The 20,525-nt window shown below is 69.6% G+C and carries 8 protein-coding genes; 4 read left to right on the forward strand and 4 right to left on the reverse strand.

Features of this window, described 5'->3' with window-relative positions:
* Positions 1 to 15: 15 nt before the first annotated feature.
* Together OF819_RS15475 and OF819_RS15480 are read left to right on the forward strand one after the other, a co-directional pair.
* Positions 16 to 10,749 (forward strand): LamG-like jellyroll fold domain-containing protein, encoded by a 10,734-nt coding sequence (locus OF819_RS15475; protein ID WP_267244096.1) that lies wholly within the window; start codon positions 16 to 18, stop codon positions 10,747 to 10,749.
* Between the two features lie 22 nt (positions 10,750 to 10,771).
* The gene (locus OF819_RS15480) at positions 10,772 to 11,494 is read left to right on the forward strand and encodes a hypothetical protein (protein ID WP_267244097.1); all 723 of its coding nucleotides are present in this window, start codon (positions 10,772 to 10,774) and stop codon (positions 11,492 to 11,494) included.
* Positions 11,495 to 12,109: 615 nt separating this feature from the next.
* On the opposite strand, the gene OF819_RS15485 is transcribed toward OF819_RS15480, so the two are convergent.
* From OF819_RS15485 to OF819_RS15500, 4 genes are all read right to left on the reverse strand, one after another.
* Entirely contained in the window at positions 12,110 to 12,871 is a 762-nt protein-coding gene (locus OF819_RS15485) for an SDR family NAD(P)-dependent oxidoreductase (protein ID WP_267244098.1), read from the reverse strand.
* Positions 12,872 to 12,921: 50 nt separating this feature from the next.
* Positions 12,922 to 13,845 carry a TIGR03619 family F420-dependent LLM class oxidoreductase gene (locus OF819_RS15490; protein WP_267244099.1) on the reverse strand — a complete coding sequence of 308 codons (924 nt, stop codon included), beginning with the start codon at positions 13,843 to 13,845 and terminating at the stop codon, positions 12,922 to 12,924.
* A 160-nt stretch (positions 13,846 to 14,005) separates the two neighbouring features.
* Positions 14,006 to 14,494: a PaaI family thioesterase gene (locus OF819_RS15495; protein WP_267244100.1), complete on the reverse strand. Its 489-nt coding sequence runs from the start codon at positions 14,492 to 14,494 to the stop codon at positions 14,006 to 14,008.
* A 480-nt stretch (positions 14,495 to 14,974) separates the two neighbouring features.
* A complete protein-coding gene (locus OF819_RS15500; protein WP_267244119.1) occupies positions 14,975 to 16,207 on the reverse strand; it encodes an amidohydrolase family protein in 1,233 nt (410 codons plus the stop codon).
* A 141-nt stretch (positions 16,208 to 16,348) separates the two neighbouring features.
* Here OF819_RS15500 and OF819_RS15505 point away from each other — a divergent pair, with 141 nt between their 5' ends.
* Both OF819_RS15505 and OF819_RS15510 read left to right on the forward strand, forming a co-directional pair.
* Positions 16,349 to 17,155, forward strand: a complete 807-nt coding sequence (locus OF819_RS15505; protein WP_416370542.1) for a polysaccharide deacetylase family protein — start codon at positions 16,349 to 16,351, stop codon at positions 17,153 to 17,155.
* Between the two features lie 255 nt (positions 17,156 to 17,410).
* Entirely contained in the window at positions 17,411 to 20,380 is a 2,970-nt protein-coding gene (locus tag OF819_RS15510) for an AfsR/SARP family transcriptional regulator (protein ID WP_267244101.1), read from the forward strand.
* Positions 20,381 to 20,525: the final 145 nt, after the last annotated feature.

Genomic DNA, 20,525 nt, shown 5'->3' on the forward strand with positions numbered 1-20,525 from the left:
AGACGCAGAGCGCGGGTGACCGCGGTCACCGCACTCATATCCCTCTCACTCCTGGTCAGCACGGAACAGGCGGTGGCCCAGGGAACCACCCTGCCCTCGCTGTCCATGCCCAAGTTGTCCCTGTCGGGGCTGTGGCAGTGGATGGACACCTCGCCGCTGGACACACCCGACCAGAAGGGCGGCTCCGCCAAGGGCAAGAGCCACAAGGCGTCATCGGACGACACCAGCGCCGATGGCGGCGTCGGCCGCAAGCCCGGTAAGGGCAAGGGCGAACTCGACCCGTACAAGCGGCCGGTCGACAAGGTCGAGAAGGCGAAGACGGGCAAGGCGCCCGGCGACGCCGACAGCTTTGACCCGAAGTCCAGCAAGCGGGACGCGAAGAAGTCCACAGCCACCTCGGACTACTTCGTCAACGCCGACGGCTCCACCACCGTCAAGCACTACGCCTCGCCCGCCAACTTCAAGGCGGACGACGGCACCTGGAAGCCCATTGACACCACTCTGGTGGAGGACGCGAACGGGCGGCTCGGCCAGCGGGCCAACTCCCTGGACGTCGAGTTCGCGCCGGACGCCGCCGACCAGCGGCTCGCGTCCGTGGACTTCGGCGACGGGCTCAGCCTGGCGTACTCCCTGCGCGGCACGGCGAAGGCCGAGCCGGAGGTGGACGACCGGAAGATCGTCACCTACCCCGGGGTGCTTCCGGACACGGACCTGCGGCTGGTTCCGCTGGCCGAGGGCTTCAAGGAGCACCTCGTCCTGCACTCGCCGGACGCCCCGAACTCCTGGCTGTTCCCGATGGAGCTGAAGGGGCTCACCCCGCGTCTCACGGACGACGGCGATGTGGAGTTCACCGCCCGCGAGGGCGAGAAGGACAAGGTCGTCGCGCGAATCCCCCATGCCTTCATGGAGGACTCGAAGATCGACCCGCGTTCCGGTGACGCCACCCGCTCCCAGGCCGTGACGTACGAGCTGGTGGAGGAGGACGGCAAGCCGGCGCTGCGGATGACGGCCGACGAGGAGTGGCTGAAGGACCCCGAGCGGGTCTACCCGGTCACCGTCGACCCGACCGTCGCCGCGAGCAACAGCACGTATGTCCAGTCCAACTACAGCGCCGACCGCTCCACCGAGAAGGTCATCAAGGTCGGTTCGTACGACAGCGGCACCAATGCCGCCATCTCGTTCCTGCAGTTCTCGTCGCTGAGCACCACGCTGAAGGGCCAGCGCGTCTCGTCGGCCAAGCTGAACGTGTACGCCTCCTGGTCCTCCACGTGCACCCCTCAGGTGTTCTACGCCCAGCCGATCACCGAGTCCTGGTCGCCTTCCACGACGAAGACCTTCCCGGGCCCGAAGTTCGGGCCCGCGATCGGCTCGGCCACGCCCAACCCGGGCGCGTCCTGCACCAACACCAGCGGTTCCCTGGGCGTCGGTGTGAAGATGCCGGTCACGCTGGACACCGGGTGGTTCGACTGGGTGGCCACCGGCGGAGCCAACTACGGCCTCGCCCTGACCGCGCCGGTCAACGACAGCCTGCACTGGAAGAAGTTCCACTCGGACAACTCCACGACCTCCGGCTGGCGCCCGGCGCTGGAGCTGACCTACACGGCGAACACCAAGCCGCAGATCACCGCGCAGTACCCGCCGGTGAACTTCCAGGCCAACACGCTCCAGCCGGAGCTGCTGGTGTACGCGCACGACTCCGACAAGTGGCCGGCCGCGCTGTCGTACACCTTCGAGGTCTACGACGCGGACAGCGGCAGCACCACGCCGGTCGCCACCTCGGGCTCCCTGAGCCGCGGGGCGTGGCGGGTCCCGGCGGACAAGCTGAAGTGGAGCAAGAACTACGTCTGGTACGTCGGAGTCTCCGACGGCTACGCAGAAACGGTTCAGTCCGGCCGGTTCACCACGGCTGTTCCGCAGCCGCCGGTGACGTCGGGTCTGGCGCAGAACACCGGCGGGCACGAGTTCGACCCGTCGGACGGCAACTACACCACCGAGGAGACCGACGCGCAGGTGTCGGTCGTCGGCCCGTCACTGGAGATCGACCGGTCGTACAACAGTCTCGACCCGCGCCTGGACAACGCCTTCGGCGCCGGCTGGTCCACGGTCGTGGACATGAAGGCGGCCGAGCACAAGGACCCGTCGGGGAAGGTCACCCACGTCGAGATCACCTACCCGGGCGGTGAGCAGGTCGCCTTCGGCCGCAACTCCGACGGCACGTTCGTGCCGCCGCTGGGCCGCTACGCGCGCCTCCAGGCGGCCACCGGCGGCTACACGCTGACGGACAAGGACTTCACCGAGTACGGCTTCACCCAGGCGGTCACCGGGAAGACCGGCACCTACGCGATCAGCTCGATCAAGGACTTCGCGGGCCGCACGGAGACGTTCACCTACACCTCCGGCAGCCTGACAAAGATCACGAACGAGACGTCGAAGCGGTCCCTGCACCTGACCTGGACCACCCCGGCGGGCGCCAAGGCCGCGCATGTGGCGACGGTCGCCACCGACCCGGCCACGGCTGGTGACGCGACCACGGCGCAGACGTGGACGTACGGCTACGCGGGTGACCAGCTCACCAAGGTCTGCACCCCGGCCGACCCGCTGAAGTGCACCACCTACGGCTACACCACCGGCAACCACTACCGGACCACCGTCCTGGACGCGGACCCGTTCGCGTACTGGCGGCTCGGTGAGACGGCCGGCGAGACGGTCGCCAAGGACAGCATCGTCACCAACCAGGGCAGGTACAACGGTCTGTTCCACGATGTGGCGCTGGGCGCGGCGGGTCCGCTGGCGGGCTCCACACAGACGGCCGCGTCGTTCAACGGCACCACGTCGTATGTGGAGATGCCGAGCGCGCCGGGTGCGACCCCCTCGTACATGTCGGTGTCGCTGTGGTTCAAGACCACGACGGCGGGCGGTGTGCTGTTCTACTACGGCACCCATCCGCTCAGCGACCCCGACCCGGTGAACAACACCAAGTACAACACCCCGGCGGTGTACGTCGGCACGGACGGCAAGCTGCGCGGCTGCCTGGCCATGTCGCCCAGCTGCAGCCCGAACATCGTCTCCGGCCCCACCGTCACCGACGGCAAGTGGCACCAGGCGGTTCTGACCGGTCAGGCCAACAGCCAGACGCTGTACCTGGACGGTGCGAAGGTCGGGTCCCTCACGGGCACGATCAACGACTGGGACCAGCCTTACATCAGCCTGGGTGCGGGTGTGAACAACCAGGGCTGGCCCGCGATGAACCCGGACGACAAGCTCGGGCACTACACCGGTGACCTCGCCGAGGTCGCCGTCTACTCCGAGCCGCTCACCCCGGCCGTGATCACCGCGCAGTACCAGGCAGCGAAGAACGCGGCGGGGCTGCTCAACAAGATCACCACTCCGGAGGGCAAGGTCCGCTCCGAGGTCGCCTACGGCACCACGGACGACCAGGTCCTCCAGGCCACGGACGCCAACGGCGGCACCTGGAAGCTCAACCCGCCCACCGTCACCGGCTCGTCGCAGGTCTACCGGTCCGCCGTCATGGGCTCCGCCCCGGCCGGCTACTGGCGCCTGGACGACACGGCGGCTGCCCCGCAGGCCGCGAACCAGGTCAACACCGGTTTCGGCACGTACAACACCGCCACCCAGGGCGTGACCGGGCCGTTCGGCGCCGGCGACGCCACGGCGGCCTCGTTCGACGGGGTCTCGTCGTACGCGGAGATCCCGTTCGCCCCGTGGCACGGCTCCGGTGAGCGGGCGGTCGAACTGTGGTTCAAGACCGGCTCGCCGGGTGTGATCCTGTCCGACCAGTCGAAGGACCCGACGCTCGCGAGCCCGTCGGGCTCCTGGACCCCGGTGCTGTACGCGGGCTCCGACGGCAAGCTGCACGGTCACTGGTGGAGCGTGTCGGGCTCGGGCAGCACGGCCTTCGGCTCGACGAAGACGGTCACCGACGACAAGTGGCACCACGCGGTCCTGTCCGCCTCGGGCACGAAGCAGACGCTGTACCTGGACGGCGTGAAGCAGGGCGAGTACAGCGGCGCGGCGAAGGACCAGTCCAACACCAGGACCTTCGTCGGCGCGGGCTTCGCCAAGTACTGGTACCAGTCCCCCGGTGACGTGAGCTTCTTCAACGGCTCCATCGCCGAGGTCGCCGCCTACGGTCACCCGTTGAGCGCGGCGGACGTCGAGGCGCACTGGAAGGCGTACAAGTCGTCCTCCGGCGTGGCCCCGGTCAAGACGGTCAAGCTGACCGACCCGACCGACAAGACGCTGACGTACGTGTACGACGCGGAGATGGGCAACCGTCTGCTGGCCGCGATCGACACCAAGGGCAAGCGGACCACGTACGGCTACGACACGGGCGGCTTCCTGCACACCGTGACGGACGCCAACGGCAACCGGAGCATCAACGGCCACGACGTGCGCGGCAACACGGTCTCCACGACCACCTGCCAGGACACGGCCGCCGACAAGTGCTCGACGGAGTACTACACGTACTTCCCGGACGCCACCACCGCGTTTCCCCCGATGGACCTGCGCAACGACCTGCTGCTCACCGAGCGGGACGGACGTTCCTCGGGCCCCACGGACGACCGGTATCTCACCACGTACACATACGACACGGCCGGCAAGCTCACCTCGGTGACCACCCCGCCCGTGGCCGGGCACCCCAACGGGCGCACCGCGACCACGACGTACACCACGTCGTCGACGCCGGCGGCCGAGGGCGGCACGGCCACGGTCCCGGCGGGGCTGCTGGACACGGTGACCACGCCGGGCGGCAAGAAGACCCGGCAGGTCTACCACGCCAACGGTGACCTCGCGGAGGTCACGGACGCCAACGGCGCCCGGGTGACGTACACGTACGACAACCTGGGCCGGCAGCTGTCGAAGACCGAGTACTCCGACGGCACCCCCGCCGGTCTGACCACCACGTTCACGTACGACAAGAACGACCAGGTGGTCACCGAGACCGGCCCGGAGGTCACCAACCGGGTGACCGGCGCCGTCCACCAGGCCAGGACCACGACCGGCTACGACGCGGACGGCAACGTCCTGTCGCAGACGGTCTCCGACCTGACCGGCGGGGATGCGGCGCGGACCGTGTCCATGACGTACGACGCGTGGGGCCGTATGGACTCCCGCACGGACGCGGGCGGCGACACCACGTCGTTCACGTACGACGTGTACGGCAACAAGGTGAAGGAGACCGACCCGGACGGGACGGTCATGACCTTCACCTACGACGCCGAGGGCCGGGCGCTCACCACCAACGTGCTGGACTTCGTGGGCGACCCGAACAACCCGTCCGCCCCCAGCACCCTGGTGACGGAGTCGCGGGCGTACGACCCGGCGGGCCGGCTCGCGTCCATCACCGACGCGATGGGCTGGGTGACCGAGTACACGTACACGGACGACGGCCTGTCGGCCTCGGTGGTCCGCAAGGACCCGCAGACCGGCGAGTCGTTCACCGAGCAGGCGAACACGTACGACGCGGCCGGGAACCTGATCAAGCAGGTCACCAACGACGGGCAGACGACGCACACCTTCACGGTGGACGCGTCCGACCGCGTGATCTCCTCGGTCCTGGACCCGGGCGGCCTCGGCCGCACCACCACCGTGTCGTACGACCCGGACGACAACGTCGTGACGGAGAGCGAGTACGACCCGGCGACGGGCGAGAAGAGCACGCTCGACCGGCTCTACGACAACCTCGGCAACGTCACCGGCACCACGGTCCACGACGGCACGGTGGCGCCGGTCGCCCGCTACAAGCTGGACGAGACGACCGGCTACGACGTCGGCGACTCCTCCGGTGCGAACCACACCGCCGCGCACGGCGCCGGCATGCACTGGAACACCGACCGGGGCGGCAGCGCCGTCTTCGACGGCGACGCCGAGTCGTACGCGCAGACGGACGGGCCGGTGGTCAACACCAGCGGCAGCTTCACCGTCTCCACGTGGGCCAAGCTGACCGACACATCGGTCAACCACACCCTGGTCTCGCAGGACGGCGAGCAGGTCTACCGCCTCGTGCTCTACTACTCCACGGCGGGCGGCTGGTCCTTCGGCGGCCGGGCCGCGGACAGCAAGAGCGCCCCCTTGGTCAGGGCCTACTCCGGCACCGACGCGGTGACCGCGAACACCTGGACGCACCTGACGGGTGTCTACGACGCCGAGGCGGCGAAGATCCGTCTGTATGTCAACGGATCGCTTGAGATGGAGACCGCGTGGACTTCCCCGTGGGAGGCGAAGGGTCCGCTGCAGCTCGGCCGACACAAGTACGGCACCGGCTACAACAACAACCACAAGGGCGGTCTGGACGACGTCCAGGTCTACGGTGAGGCGCTGACCGGGTCGCAGGTGTCGTCGCTGTACGGCGGCACGCTGCCGGCCGCAGGCAGCTCGGTCCAGTCCACGACGTGGAAGCTGGACCAGCGCGGTCTGCCGGTGTCGATGACCGACCCGAACGGCATCACCACCGACTACGGCTACGACGAGGGCGGCCAGCAGACCACGGTCACGGAGCCCGCCGTCAACGCCGAGCAGCAGGGCGGCACGCCGGTCACGGTCCGGCCGGTCACCATGATCGGCTACAACACCTTCGGTGAGCGGACCGAGGTGTCGGACCCGCTCGGCAACGTGACGGTGACGACCTACGACGCCGAGGGCCAGGAGACCTCGGTGAAGCTGCCGAACTACACCCCGCCGGGTTCCGCGACCCCGATCGAGGCCATGGCCTGGACGGAGTACAACAGCCTGGGCCAGGTCACGGCCGAGGTGGACCCGCTGGGCAACCGCACCACGTACACGTACACCCAGCTCGGCGCGGTGGCCTCGGTCACGGAAGCGGGCGGCGGTACGACGAAGTACACGTACGCCAACAGCGGCGAGCAGCTGTCCGTGACCCGGCCGAACGGCGCGCGTGAGGAGATGACCTGGGACTACCTGGGCCGCCCCCTCACCAGCACCACGGTCGTGCGGCAGCCGACGCAGCGCGCGTACACGGCGATCAACGAGTTCGACGCTCCGGGCGGCGAGCTGTCCCGGAGGGTGAGCCCGACGGGCGTCGCCGAGTCGTACGCGTACAACGCGGTGGGCGAGGTCACCGAGGTGACCGACGCCGCCGGTCAGACGACCAAGGTCACCTACAACATCGACGGAGGGATCCTCACCGCCACCGAGCCGGACGGCACCAGCACGAAGATCGACTACGACGGCTTCGGCCGGCCGGTCGCCACGCACGACCTGGCGGCGGACGGCACGGTCATCCGCACGGCGCGTACCACGTACGACCGCGCGGGCAACCCGGTCGAGGCGACCGACTACCGCGGCCACACCACCAAGCTCACCCTGGACCCGACGGGTCTGGTGACGAAGGCGGTGCAGCCGGTCTCGGAGACCGAGTCGATCACCACGACCTTCGGCTACGACGTGGCGGGCAACCGCACACGCTTCACCGACGGCCGCGGCAACAAGTTCCTGACCACCTACAACAGCTGGGGCCTGCCGGAGTCGCTCATCGAGCCTCCGACACCCAGCCACCCGGACCTCGCGGACCGCACGTTCACCACGGTGTACGACAAGAACGGACGCGTGGCCGAGCAGCGCTCCCCGGGCGATGTGGTGATCAGCAACGTCTACGACGCGAAGAGCCGGCTGGTCCGCCAGACCGGCACGGGCGCCGAGGCGGAGACGGTCGACCACACCTACGCATACGACTCCGACGACCGGCTGGTCGCGGTGGCGGGCGTCGGTGAGGACACCAACACCTTCACCTACGACGACCGCGGCCTGCTGCTGTCGACGACGGGCCCGTCGGGCGCCTCGTCCTTCGCCTACAACGGCGACGGCGCGATGACCTCCCGCACGGACGCCTCCGGCACGTCGACCTTCGGGTACGACACCGCCGGACGTCTGAAGACGGTCAACGACGGGACCACCGGCTCCACCGCGACCTACGGGTACGACGTCAACAGCAATGTCACGTCCATCGACTACGGCACCGGCAAGGCGAAGCGTTCCTTCGGGTACGACGCCCTGCAGCGTCTGACGAGCGACAAGCTGACAGCGCCGTCCGGCACGGTCATATCGCAGATCACCTACGGCTACGACAAGAACAGCAACGAGACGTCGAAGACCACGGCCGGCGTCGCCGGAGCGTCCACGAACACATACACATACGACTGGGCGAACCGCATCACGTCCTGGAACAACGGCACGAGCACGGAGGTGTACGGCTACGACGCGTCGGGCAACCGCACCCGCGTCGGCGGCGACACATACACGTACGACGAGCGGAACCGTCTGACCTCAGACGGCCACAGCACCTACAGCTACACGCCGCGCGGCACGATGAGCTCCACCGTGGACGAGGGCGGCGTGGTGACGCAGATGAAGGCGGACGCCTTCAACCGCGTGATCAACGAAGGTGACCGCACCTACCAGTACGACGGCCTGGACCGGCTCCTGTCCGCCACGACCAGTGGCGGCGGCTCGCTGTACGACTTCCAGTACAGCGGCATGGGCAACGACGTGGCCTCCGATGGCGCGGCGTCCTACAGCCGCAACGTCGACGGATCGCTGCTGGGCGTGAAGACGCCGGTCTCGTCGGCTCTCTACCTGACGGACCTGCACACCGATGTGGTGGCGCAGTTCACCGACACGGGCGAGACGCTGACGGGTTCGGCGACGTACACGCCGTTCGGCAAGGTCGTCCAGTCCACCGGCATGATGGGCAACCTGGGCTACCAGTCCGGCTGGACCGACCCGGCCACCGCCAAGGTCAACATGGCCGCCCGCTGGTACTCGCCGGAGACCGGCCAGTTCAACAGCCGCGACACAGTCGGGCTGAGCCCCCTGCCGACCTCGGTGCGGGCGAACCGGTACGCGTACGCGGACCAGAACCCGATGACGATGACCGACCCGACCGGCCACTGGTCGATCGGCGGCTTCATCAAGAAGGGTGTCGACAAGGTCAAGAAGGTCGCCAAGAAGGTCAAGAAGACCGTCAAGTCGGCCTACAAGAAAACCAAGAAGGCAGTCAAGAAGGTCGCGAAGCAAGTCAAGAAGGCCGCCAAGAAGATCAAGAAAGCGGCCAAGCGGGTCGTCAAGCGGGCCAAGCGAGCTGTCCGCAAGACGGTGCGCTACGTCAAGGACAGCGTCAAGAAGGTCAAGAGATACGTCAAACGCACCTATAAGAAGGTTAAGAAGTACGCCCACAAGGTCGTCAAAAAGGTCAAGAAGACCGTAAGAAAGGTCGCCAAGGCAGCGAAGAGCGTCGCCAAGAAGGTGGTCAAGGCAGCCAGAAAGGTCGGCAGAGCCGTCAAGAAGGCCGCCAAGGCAACCGCCAACTTCGTCAAGAAGCACGCCGCCACCATCGCGGCGATCGGCGTCGGCATCGCGGTCTTCGCGGGCTGCACGGCCCTGACCGCCGGAGTCGGAGCCATCGGCTGCGCCGCCCTCGCGGGCGCGGCGGCCAACGGCGTCGGCTACATGATGTCCGACGGCCCGAAGTCCGTCGGCGGATTCCTCGGAGCCGTGGTCGTCGGCGCGGCAACCGGCGCGATCGGCGGCGCCATCGGCGGTGCGGTCAGCGGCGCCGCCTCCCAGGCGGTCGGCCGCCTGCTCAGCAACGTCGGCAGCCGGGTCGTGCAGGGCACGGCCAGGGAGGCGGCCGGCGGTGCGGCGGAAGGCGCGGTCGAGTACGGCGTGTCCTGCGCGACCAGCCCCCAGGGCTGCAGCGCCGCCGGCGCGGCCACGGCCACGGCGCTGGGCGCGGCCACGGGCGGCGTCTTCGGCGCGGCGGGCAGCCGCCTCGGCCCGAAGTCCAAGCCCAACGCGGAGACGAGCTCGTCGTCCCCCCGCCAGTCGGCGACCTGCCCCGTGCGGACGCCGCACAGCTTCACCGGCAAGACCGGTGTGCTGATGGCCGACGGCACGACCAGTCCCATATCCGAGGTGAAGGCCGGGGACTACGTCCTCACAGCCGAGCCCGGCAAGAAGAAGAAGGAGAAGCACAAGGTCAAGAAGGTGATCGTCACCCTGGACGACCGTGACTACGTCGACGTTGTCGTAGCCACGAAGTCCGGCCCGAAGACGATCCAGACCACCAAGCACCACCAGTTCTACGAAGCCACCCGCAACTCCTGGACCCAGGCCACCGACCTGAAGGCCGGCCAGAAGCTCCAGAACGCGGAGGGCGGACACTCCTGGATCGTCGAGGTCACGTCGTACACCGCGGAGCGGATCACCTACGACCTGAGCGTCGAGGGCCTGCACACGTACCATGTGCTGGCGGGGGCCGAGGGCGTTCTCGTACACAACTGCGGTGGCAGCAATCCGGCTCATTCAGCCACATGCACGTGTGCGGCGGGAGGGCAGCCGCGTCTCCTCAATGGAACGATGGGAAGCAACCCCAATGCTCCGGTCAACCGTCTTGACCGTAGTAATCAGTATCCCAGCGGATACCGGGCTTCCACGCACCAGGAAATGGAGAGGCGATGGACGGATTCCAGCGGTAACTGGCTGGATGAGCAAGGTAGCATCATTCCTCGGAATGAGCTGACCTACGACCATGTTCCCCCTGTCGTCGACCACTGGAACACGACGGGCTTCAACACCAGTCGAGCGGCAAGGAATGACTACTTCAACGATCCGAACAACCTCGTGCCCATGCGTAGGGGGCCGAACTCCGCTGCAGGTGGCAGAATGACGGCAAGGTACCGGCAGGACACGGGGCCGAATTACTCACCGTAAGCGAAGGGGATGTGTGGTAGCTGTGGATATCGAGCGCGCTGTGCTGGAGAACGTGAATGTCGAGGACTTTCCCGGCCTCCCCATGGCGTGGCGATGGTCGCCCATGCCGAGGTTCGTCTTCTCCCTGGCGATGGATCGTGACGGCGACTGGGCTTACCAGGTGAACTCCATCGACGGTTTCGATGAGGACCTGGTGAGGGCAGTGCTCGGCTTCGCCCGGGAGCATCGCCTCGGGCGAGGCGAGATGCAGTCGTTCGCAGTGGCTTCCGGATTCGCGTCCGATCCCTATGGGTTCGACGTCGTTGCGGCGGTCCCTCCTGATGTCCACGGCTATCACGTCGGCCGGAATGATGCGCTGAACGAGGTTGTGAGCGCAGTATTCCCCGCATATCAGTGCGAGTTCTCAGGGAATGAGACGCTCGAGGAGACCAGATATCGGTTCAAGCGCATGCTGAGGCCGACGGTCATGCCTCGCCCGCCTGTTCCCTACCTGCGGATGCGGTATGAGAACACGAGAACAGACAGCGGGAGCATCGGGTCGTCGCGCGGGTTCACAACACATGACGTGCTCCTCAGAGAGGTGGAACTCCTGGAAGGTGCCACCGGAAGTTTCGTCGAGTTCGAGAACTCCCGCGGCCAGGTCTGGCGCATCGAATGGGATGGCTCCTGGGTCCTCAACGGGGAACCCCAGGAAGCACCAGTGTCCAGTGCGTGGGTGATGGCCGAGTTGGGTCTCCCCTCCTGAGGGGAGATGCCTGAGATACGCAGCCGCCTTGAGGGGTGAGCCGGGAACGGCTCACCCCTCTGTCTTGTGTGCGGCCAGTCGGCAGGACGTGGTCGTGCGCACTCTCCTCGACGGCTATGACGACCGCGCTGCGTCGGCGCATGCGTACGTCAGACCGTGCACAACACCCTCGGAGGCCCTGGAGACGCACCGGACGAACTGGGCGGTTGCGGCGTCGGTCGTGATGTGCCGGTGAACAGGACCCACATCGTTCATGACGACCCTGCGATCATCACTGATCGGCAGCGCATCGCCATGGCTGATCTTGAGTCCAATTTCCCCGCGGTTTCGGCCCGGATTATCGGAATCTGGTAACAGTGCGATGGAGCCCTCATCGACAGTGATGTCGATGAGGGCTCCGTGCTGTTTGACGGCACCCACCGCAGCCGCCGGCCCAACGCGTCGATGGCTTGGCGTTGCAGGCGAAATCGTACGTGTAATGGTGACGTCGGGTTGATACGCGACCCGCTCAGCCGGATCTGATCGGGAGCCGACGTCGATTCATGAGAACGGCGGCGGCTGAGTCCGCCTCCGTGCCGCCTTCAGCGCGGAGGCGTCGTCGGTTCGGCCGTTGTCTCAGAAGAGGCGGACGCCCGCCAGCCATCCGCCGTCGATGACGAACGGCTGCCCGGTGATGTACGAGGAGTCCTCGCCGGTGAGGAAGAGCGCGAGGTGCGCCACCTCCTCCGGGCGGCCCACCCGGCCCAGGGGGACGTGCCTGCGGTAGAGCTGGGAGAGCGTGTCCGGGTCCACCTCCGCGGGGTTGCTCATCGGGGTGTCGATGGCCCCGGGGCAGATCGCGTTGACGCGGATCTTCTTCCGGGACAGCTCGATCGCCGCGACCCGGGTCAGACCGAGAATGGCGTGTTTGCTCGCCACATATGAGCCGATCGAGTCCATGCCGGCGAGCGCCGCATAGGAGGCGATGTTGAGGATCGTGCCGCCGTCCGCCGCGGCGATCTGAGGGGCGGCGGTCTTGATGCCCAGGAACACGCCGGTCTGATTGACCCGGACGACCTCCTGGAACTCCTCCAGCGGGGTGTCCACCAGCTCGTTGAAGCGGAGTATGCCGGCGTTGTTGATCAGACCGTCGAGCTTTCCGAAGGCGGACTTGGCCGCGGCGACGGCGGCCGTCCAGTCGGCTTCCCGGCCCACGTCCAGATGGACGTAGCGGGCGGCCTCCTTGCCCAGTTCCTTGGCGAGCGCCTCGCCCTGGTCGTCGAGCACATCGGCGAGCACCACCCGCGCTCCCTCGGCGGCGAAGAGGCGCGCCTCGTGTTCGCCCTGGCCGCGTGCGGCGCCGGTGATGAGCACGACCCGGCCGTCCAGCTTTCCCATGACGTCCTCCCCTGATCCCCTGTTCCCCTGTGTGCCGTGCTTGCCGTGTGTCAGATGAGCAGCGGGGCCACCTCGGCGGCGAAGGCCTCCAGCTGCTCGGTCAGCTCACCGCGCGACCGGGAGCGGAACCGCACCTGGAGCTGGTCCACGCCCATCGCGCGGTAGGCGCTCAGCGATTCGGCCAGGCGCTCCGGCTTCCCGGTGAGCGTGCGGCGGCCGGCCTCCCAGTCGGGTTCGCCGACATACAGCGGCTCGGCGATCGCCCCCACCGTGAAGGGGCGGTCTGCGATGCCCGCCTGCTCGCGCAGCTGCCCGATCCGGGCGATCCGGGCGGGCAGCCGGTCGCGCGGGTCGCCCTGCGGCAGCCAGCCGTCCCCCTTGAGCGCGGCCCGGCGCACCGCGGCCGGGGAGGAGCCGCCGACCCACAGGGGCACCCGCGCCTGGGCGGGCCGGGGGCGCTGCCCGAGTCCCCGGAAGGTGAACCGTTTCCCTGTGAACTCCGGGAACTCCTCGGGCCCCAGGGCTGCCCTGAGCGCGTCCATGCTCTCGTCCAGCACGGCGCCCCGCTGCTCGAAGTCCGCCCCGAGCGCCTCGAACTCCTCCCGTACATGCCCGGCCCCGACCCCGAGCACCAGCCGCCCGCCGGAGAGGTGGTCGAGGGTGGCGTACTGCTTGGCGGTCAGCAGCGGATGCCGCAGGCCGACGACGGCCACATGGCTGAGCAGCCGTACGCGCTCGGTGGCGGCGGCGAGGAAGGCGAGGGTGGCGACCGGGTCGTACCACACGGTGGACATGGCGGCGGCGAGCCGCTGTGGAATCGCCACATGGTCGCAGCAGGCGATATAGCCGAAGCCGCAGCGGTCGGCCGTCCTGGCCACCTCCGCCAGGTCGTCCGGGCCCGCGGCCGCCTCCCATGACTCCGCGTAGAGGGCCGACTGGGACTGGACCGGGAGCTGTATTCCGTACGTGAGCATGGCCCCTCCTGGCGTGGAACCGCCAAACTGACGGTCCGTCACATATCGCGGGCGCAGCCATCGTCATGCCTGATGGTTCATCAGGCAAGAGCGGGAGCGCCTTCGATGCCGGGCGCGGTGCGGACGCGGCCCGGGCGCGGCCCGGACGCGGCGCGCGGGCTCAGCCGAGCAGCGCGTAGACCGTCGAGGCGCGCGCCGCGGGCCCGTCCGCACCCGCCGGGCCCTCCGGGGTCATCGTGATGTCCACGAAGGCCATCCGCTTGCCCAGCTTGCCGATGCGGGCGTCGAGCAGCACATCGGCGCCCTGCACCGCGCGCAGGAAGGAGGTGGACTGCTGCACCGTGGTCATCGGCGTGAACCCGCCGCGCGCCGACGCCACCGCGATCACGGTCGCCGTGTCCGCGGCCGCCATCAGCGCCTGCCCGGAGAGCCCGCCGCCCTCCCGCGCCAGCCGCTCGGACCACGGCAGCCGCAGCACGGCATGGCGCTCTGAAGTCTCGACGACGGCAAGGCCCAGGTCGAGCACCCAGGGCGCGAAGTTGCCGGCGAGGACCTTCTGGGCGTCTTCCGGTGTCAGCGCGGATGCGGGACCGGGTGCGGACGTGGATGCGGAACCGGGCGCGGACGTGGGCACGGGTGTCGACGTCATGCCCCGATGGTGACCTCCCAGCGGGCCCATGACAACAGCGCCGCGCAACGCCGCCGACCCCTGTCGGCGGCACACGCCCGCCAGATTCCGCCAAAGGCCGGCGCCAGGCGCACGGGAGCGCATGCCCTCCGCGGCGGCGCAGGCCGGACCGGCCACGCCGCCACGGTCTGCGCTGAAGCCGCGCGCCGCGCGGCCCGGGGCGGCGTGCGCCCGGGCCCTGGCGGGCAGGGGTACCAGCCCCTGGGCTCCGGCCCGAGCAGGCAGAGACCCGGCGGGCCCCTGCCCCCGGCTGACGGCTGCCGGCTGTGGGCTGCCTGGCAGTGGGCCCGCAGCGCAGCCCGCACACCGCCTCAAGCCGACGACCGCGGCCACACAAAGCCGCGCTCACGGCGCACGGTCCGGCCCGGGCGGCCCCCCTGCGATGCGGGCGGGGGCGCAAGGCTCGCGAGCCGTCAGGCGCGAGCGGTTGCGCCCGAGCCGTCAGGCGCGGGCCGGTGCGCCCGGCCAGAGGCCCTCGGGGGTCAGGCCCAGGAGGTCGATCGCGTTGCCGCGGACGACGCGCTCCACGACGTCCGGCGGCAGATGGCCCATCTGCGCCTCACCGACCTCGCGGGACTTGGGCCAGGTGGAGTCGGAGTGCGGGTAGTCGGTCTCGTACAGGACGTTGCCGACCCCGATCGCGTCCAGGTTCCGCAGCCCGAACGCGTCGTCGAAGAAGCAGCCGTACACATGGTCGGCGAACAGCTCCGACGGCGGGCGGGTGACCTTGTCCGCGACGCCGCCCCAGGCCCGGTTCTCCTCCCACACCACGTCGGCGCGTTCGAGGATGTACGGAATCCAGCCGATCTGGCCCTCCGCGTACATGATCCGCAGCCGGGGGAAGCGCTCGAACGCGCCGCTCAGCAGCCAGTCGACCATGGAGAAGCAGCAGTTGGCGAAGGTGATCGTGGAGCCGACGGCGGGCGGGGCGTCCGCGGAGGTGGACGGCATCTTCGAGGAGGAGCCGATGTGCATGGCGATGACGGTGCCGGTCTCGTCGCAGGCGGCGAGGAAGGGGTCCCAGGCGTCGGTGTGGATGGACGGCAGCCCGAGGTTCGGCGGGATCTCGCTGAAGCAGACCGCCCGCACGCCCCGCTCGGCGTTGCGCCGCACTTCGGCGGCGGCCAGTTCGGCGTCCCACAGGGGTATCAGGGTGAGCGGGATGAGCCGGCCGTGCGCCTCGGGGCCGCACCACTCCTCCACCATCCAGTCGTTGTAGGCGCGCACGCCCAGCAGGCCCAGCTCGCGGTCCTTGGCCTCGGTGAAGGTCTGGCCGCAGAAGCGGGGGAAGGTGGGGAAGCAGAGGGCGGACTGGACGTGGTTGACGTCCATGTCGGCGAGCCGGTCGGGGACGCTGTAGGAGCCCGGGCGCATCTGCTCATAGGTGATCACTTCAAGCCTGATCTCGTCGCGGTCATAGCCGACGGCGGTGTCGAGACGGGTGAGCGGCCGGTGCAGCTCCTCGTACACCCACCAGTCGCCGACCGGACCCTCGTCGCCGGGGGCGCCCATCACCGGGGCGAATTTCCCGCCCGTGAAGCTCATGTGCTTCAGGGGGGCGCGGACGATGCGCGGGCCCGTGTCCCGGTACTTCGACGGAAGCCTGTCCCGCCAGACGCCGGGAGGCTCCACCGTGTGGTCGTCCACCGAGATGATCTTCGGGAAGGTCTCCATGGATTCCATGGATGCACGGTAGCGCCGATCTGACGATCCGTCAGCTTCCGAGGACCGAAACCCTGCTCCACCCCCCGCCGCACAGCACCCCTATACACCCCGCTTATAGTGCAGCGATCGACCACGACCAAAGGGCTGACCATGCAGAAAAACGGGGCAATAGGGGAGATATCCATACGTAAGCGGCGCGAGGGCCGCCGTTTCCGAGCGGTCGCGGCCGCCGCGCTCGGCACGGCCGCACTCGCCCTCACGCTCACCGGCTGCAGCATGGACACCACCACCCCCGCCGACGCCCGTGACAGCGCCGCCTCCGACGCCAAGCCGCCGAGCGAGGCCGTCGGCTGCGCCAAGGCCAAATGCATCGCCCTGACCTTTGACGCGGGCCCCGGCAAGGACACCCCGAAGCTGCTGGACCTCCTGAAGAAGGAGAAGGTGCCCGCGACCTTCTTCCTCCTCGGCAAGAACCATGTCCTCAAGCACCCCGACGTGGTGCGCCGGATCGCGGACGAGGGCCATGAGGTGGCGAATCACACCTGGTCACACCGCCGGCTCGACCAGCTCAAGCCGGACGAGATCCGCGAGGAGCTCGCCCTCACCCAGGACGCCATCGAGAAGATCACCGGCAAGAAGCCGACGCTGATGCGTCCGCCCCAGGGCCGTATCAATGACGACGTCACCAAGGTCAGCAAGGAACTTGGCCTGGCGCAGATCCTGTGGTCCACCACCGCCAAGGACTTCTCCACCACCGACTCCGGCCTGATCGCCAAGCGGACCCTCGACCAGGCCGACCGTGACGGCATCATCCTGCTGCACGACATCTACGACGGGACCGTGCCCGCCGTGCCGGAGATCATCTCCGAGCTGAAGAAGCGCGGTTACACGTTTGTCACGGTCCCGCAGCTGCTCGCCCCCGGCAAGGCGGAGCCGGGCGCCGTCTACCGGCCCTGAGCAGCCGCCGCCGGGCTGCCGGCCGATCGCCGCGGGCCGACCGTCCGGCCGGTGGCCGACCGCCGTCCGGCCGCCGTCCGGCCACCGCCCGCACGGTGGCCGGCCGCCGCGTTCGGTGACCGGCCGCCGTCCGACTGTGAGCGTGACTGCAAGCCCCGCTGCTGACGCGCCCGCCCCCTACAAGGCAGACTGTCGACCGGCTACTTGGGCGATACGCAGCAAACGCAGCACACGCAGTACCGGCAGGGGGCAGCTATGGACCGTGACAGCGGGCCACGCGTACCGGAGCAGCGCCGCGCTCCGGTACGCGGCCACAGCAGCAACAGCGCCGCCGAAGGCGGCGACGACCTGCTCTTCAGCGTGCTCGGGCCGGTGCGCGCCTGGCGCGGCGGCGAAGCCCTGCCCACCGGCTCGCCGCAGCAGCGCGCCCTGCTGGCCGCGCTGCTGCTGCGCGACGGCCGCACCGCCACCGCGGGCGAGCTGATCGACGCGCTCTGGGGCGACGCCCCTCCGTCGCAGGCGCTCGCCGCGGTGCGCACCTACGCCTCCCGGCTGCGGAAGGTTCTCTCCGCCGACGCGCTGGTCAGCGAGGCGGGCGGCTATGCGCTGCGCTTCCGGGACGACGCTCTCGACCTCGCGGTGGCGCAGGAGCTGGCCGCCGCCGCGGAGAAGGCGCGCTCGGCGGGCGACCGCTGCCACGCCCGGGAGCTGATCGACAAGTCGCTGGGGCTGTGGGACGGCGAGCCGCTCGCCAATGTGCCCGGCCCGTACGCCGAGAGCCAGCGCGCCCGGCTGGAGGAGTGGCGGCTCCAGCTCCAGGAGAACCGGCTCGACCTGGATCTGGAGACCGGCTGCCATGCCGAGGCCGTCTCCGAGCTGACCGCGCTCACCGCCGCCCATCCGCTGCGCGAGCGGCTGCGGGAGCTGCTGATGCTGGCGCTGTACCGCAGCGGACGGCAGGCGGAGGCGCTGGCCGTGTACGCGGACACTCGCCGGCTGCTCGCGGAGGAGCTGGGCGTCGACCCGCGCCCCGAGCTGTCCCGGCTGCAGCAGCGCATCCTCCAGGCCGACGCGGAACTGGCCAGGCCGGTCGAGGCACAGCCCGCGCCCGCCCCCCGGGTCGCCCGGCCCCATCAACTGCCGGCCACGGTGACGGACTTCACCGGCCGCGCCGCCTTCGTCTCCGAACTGGGCGAGCTGCTCGCCTCCGCCGAGGGCTCGGTGATGGCGGTCTCCGCCCTGGCCGGCATCGGCGGCGTCGGCAAGACCACGCTCGCCGTGCATGTGGCGCACCAGGTCAGGCCGCAGTTCCCGGACGGACAGCTGTATGTCGACCTGCAGGGCGCGGGCAGCCGGCCGGCCGAGCCGGAGACGGTCCTCGGGGCGTTTCTGCGGGCGCTCGGCGTCCCGGACGACTCGATCCCGGACACGCTTGAGGAGCGGGCCGGTCTGTTCCGCACCACGCTCGACGGCCGCCGTCTGCTGGTGCTGCTGGACAATGCGCGCGACGCGGCGCAGGTGCGGCCGCTGCTGCCGGGCACTGCGGGCTGTGCGGCGCTGATCACCAGCCGGATCAGGATGGTCGATCTGGCCGGGGCGCATCTGGTCGACCTCGATGTGATGTCGCCCGACGAGGCGCTGCAGCTGTTCACCCGGATCGTGGGCGAGGAGCGGGTGTCCGCCGAGCGCGAGGCCGCCCTCGATGTCGTGGCCGCCTGCGGGTTCCTGCCGCTGGCGATCCGGATCGCCGCGTCCCGGCTGGCCGCGCGGCGCACCTGGACGGTGTCGGTGCTGGCCGCGAAGCTGGCGGACGAGCGCCGCCGCCTCGATGAGCTCCAGGCGGGCGACCTCGCGGTGAAGGCGACCTTCGAGCTGGGCTATGGGCAGCTGGAGCCCGCCCAGGCGCGCGCCTTCAGGCTGCTCGGCCTCGCCGACGGACCCGACATCTCGCTGGCGGCTGCCGCGGCCGTGCTCGATCTGCCGCAGCAGGAGACGGAGGATCTGCTGGAGGCGCTGGTCGACACCTCGCTGGTGGAGTCGGCGGCGCCCGGCCGGTACCGCTACCACGATCTCGTACGGCTCTACGCGCGTGCCTGCGCCGAGCGGGACGAGCCCGGGGAGCGCGAGGCGGCGCTGTCGCGGCTGCTGGACTTCTATCTGGCGACGGCGGCGCGGGTGTACGCGACCGAGCGCCCCGGCGACCGCACGGTCGCGCATCTGGAGCCGACCGCCTACCCGGGGCGGGAGTTCGCCTCCGACGCCGAGGCGCTGGACTGGCTGCACTCCGAGGCCTCCAGTCTGCTCGCCTGCGTACAGCAGTCGCTGGGGCCCGGCACGCTGCGCCGGGCCGTGGATCTGCTGCTGGCGAGCAAGGATCTGGCCGAGTCCGGGGCGAGTTCGAGGCGCTATGAGATCGCGACGGTCGCGGCGCGGGACGCGGCGGCCGTCGCGGGCGACGCACGCGCGGAGGGCCGGGCCCGTACGACGCTGACGCAGGTCCACCGTACGGCCGGGCGCTTCGAGGAGGCGCAGACGGAGGCGGAGCGGGCCGAGGTGCTGGGGCGGGCGGCCGCCGATCCGTGGATCTGCAGCAACGCCCCGAACGAGCTGGGCATCATCGCCATCTGCCGCAATGAGCACGAGGACGGCGAGGCGTTCCTGCTCACGGCGATCGACGCGTTCCGCGCCGACGGCAACCGGCCGGGCGAGGCCAGCGCGCTGTGCAATCTGTCCCGGATCCTGGTGTCCATGGGGCGCACCGAGAGCGCGGTGGAGCTGGCCCAGCGGGGCATCGCCATCTATGACGAGCTGGGGCTCACCCTGCGTCTCGCCAACGCCAAGTACGCCCTGGGGATCGCACTCTCGCACGCGGGGCGGCGCACCGAGGCGCTGGAGGAGCTGCTCCAGGCGCAGGAGGTGTTCGCGGAGAACCGGCAGCGGCTGTGGGAGGGCACGACCTGTTACCGGATCGCCGAGGTCCATCTCGGCTCGCGGCGCAGCGCGCGGGCCGCGCAGTACGCAGAGCAGGCGCTGGCGATCGGCTGCATCGGCGGCGACTGGATGCGGGCCAATGTGCTGACCGTGCTGGGCAAGGCGCTGAACCAGCTGGGCCAGACGGGCCGTGCGCAGGCCTGCTGGCGTGAGGCGCTGGCCATCCACGAGCAGTCCGGCGCGGCGGAGGCGGACGAGCTGCGGACCCTGCTCGCCCCGCTCGCCGCGGCGTGACGGTCGCGTGGCCGCAGCCGTGACGGGGCCGGTCGCCGCGGCCTGCCCCTGGCCGGACCCTGGCCTGACGGGTCGGCTCCCGAGGGCTGTTGCACGGCCGTGCGGTCCTGCAGCAGGACGTTCATCGAACGTTTATGGGGAGCTG

Source organism: Streptomyces sp. PR69, from assembly GCF_026420845.1.
GTDB lineage: Bacteria > Actinomycetota > Actinomycetes > Streptomycetales > Streptomycetaceae > Streptomyces.

Bases quoted from the DNA above. Each gene is read 5' to 3' on its own strand.
- OF819_RS15510 (WP_267244101.1), top strand. From the start codon at position 17,411: ATGGACCGTGACAGCGGGCCACGCGTACCGGAGCAGCGCCGCGCTCCG.
- OF819_RS15505 (WP_416370542.1), top strand. From the start codon at position 16,349: ATGCAGAAAAACGGGGCAATAGGGGAGATATCCATACGTAAGCGGCGC.
- OF819_RS15500 (WP_267244119.1), bottom strand. From the start codon at position 16,207: ATGGAGACCTTCCCGAAGATCATCTCGGTGGACGACCACACGGTGGAG.
- OF819_RS15495 (WP_267244100.1), bottom strand. From the start codon at position 14,494: ATGACGTCGACACCCGTGCCCACGTCCGCGCCCGGTTCCGCATCCACG.
- OF819_RS15490 (WP_267244099.1), bottom strand. From the start codon at position 13,845: ATGCTCACGTACGGAATACAGCTCCCGGTCCAGTCCCAGTCGGCCCTC.
- OF819_RS15485 (WP_267244098.1), bottom strand. From the start codon at position 12,871: ATGGGAAAGCTGGACGGCCGGGTCGTGCTCATCACCGGCGCCGCACGC.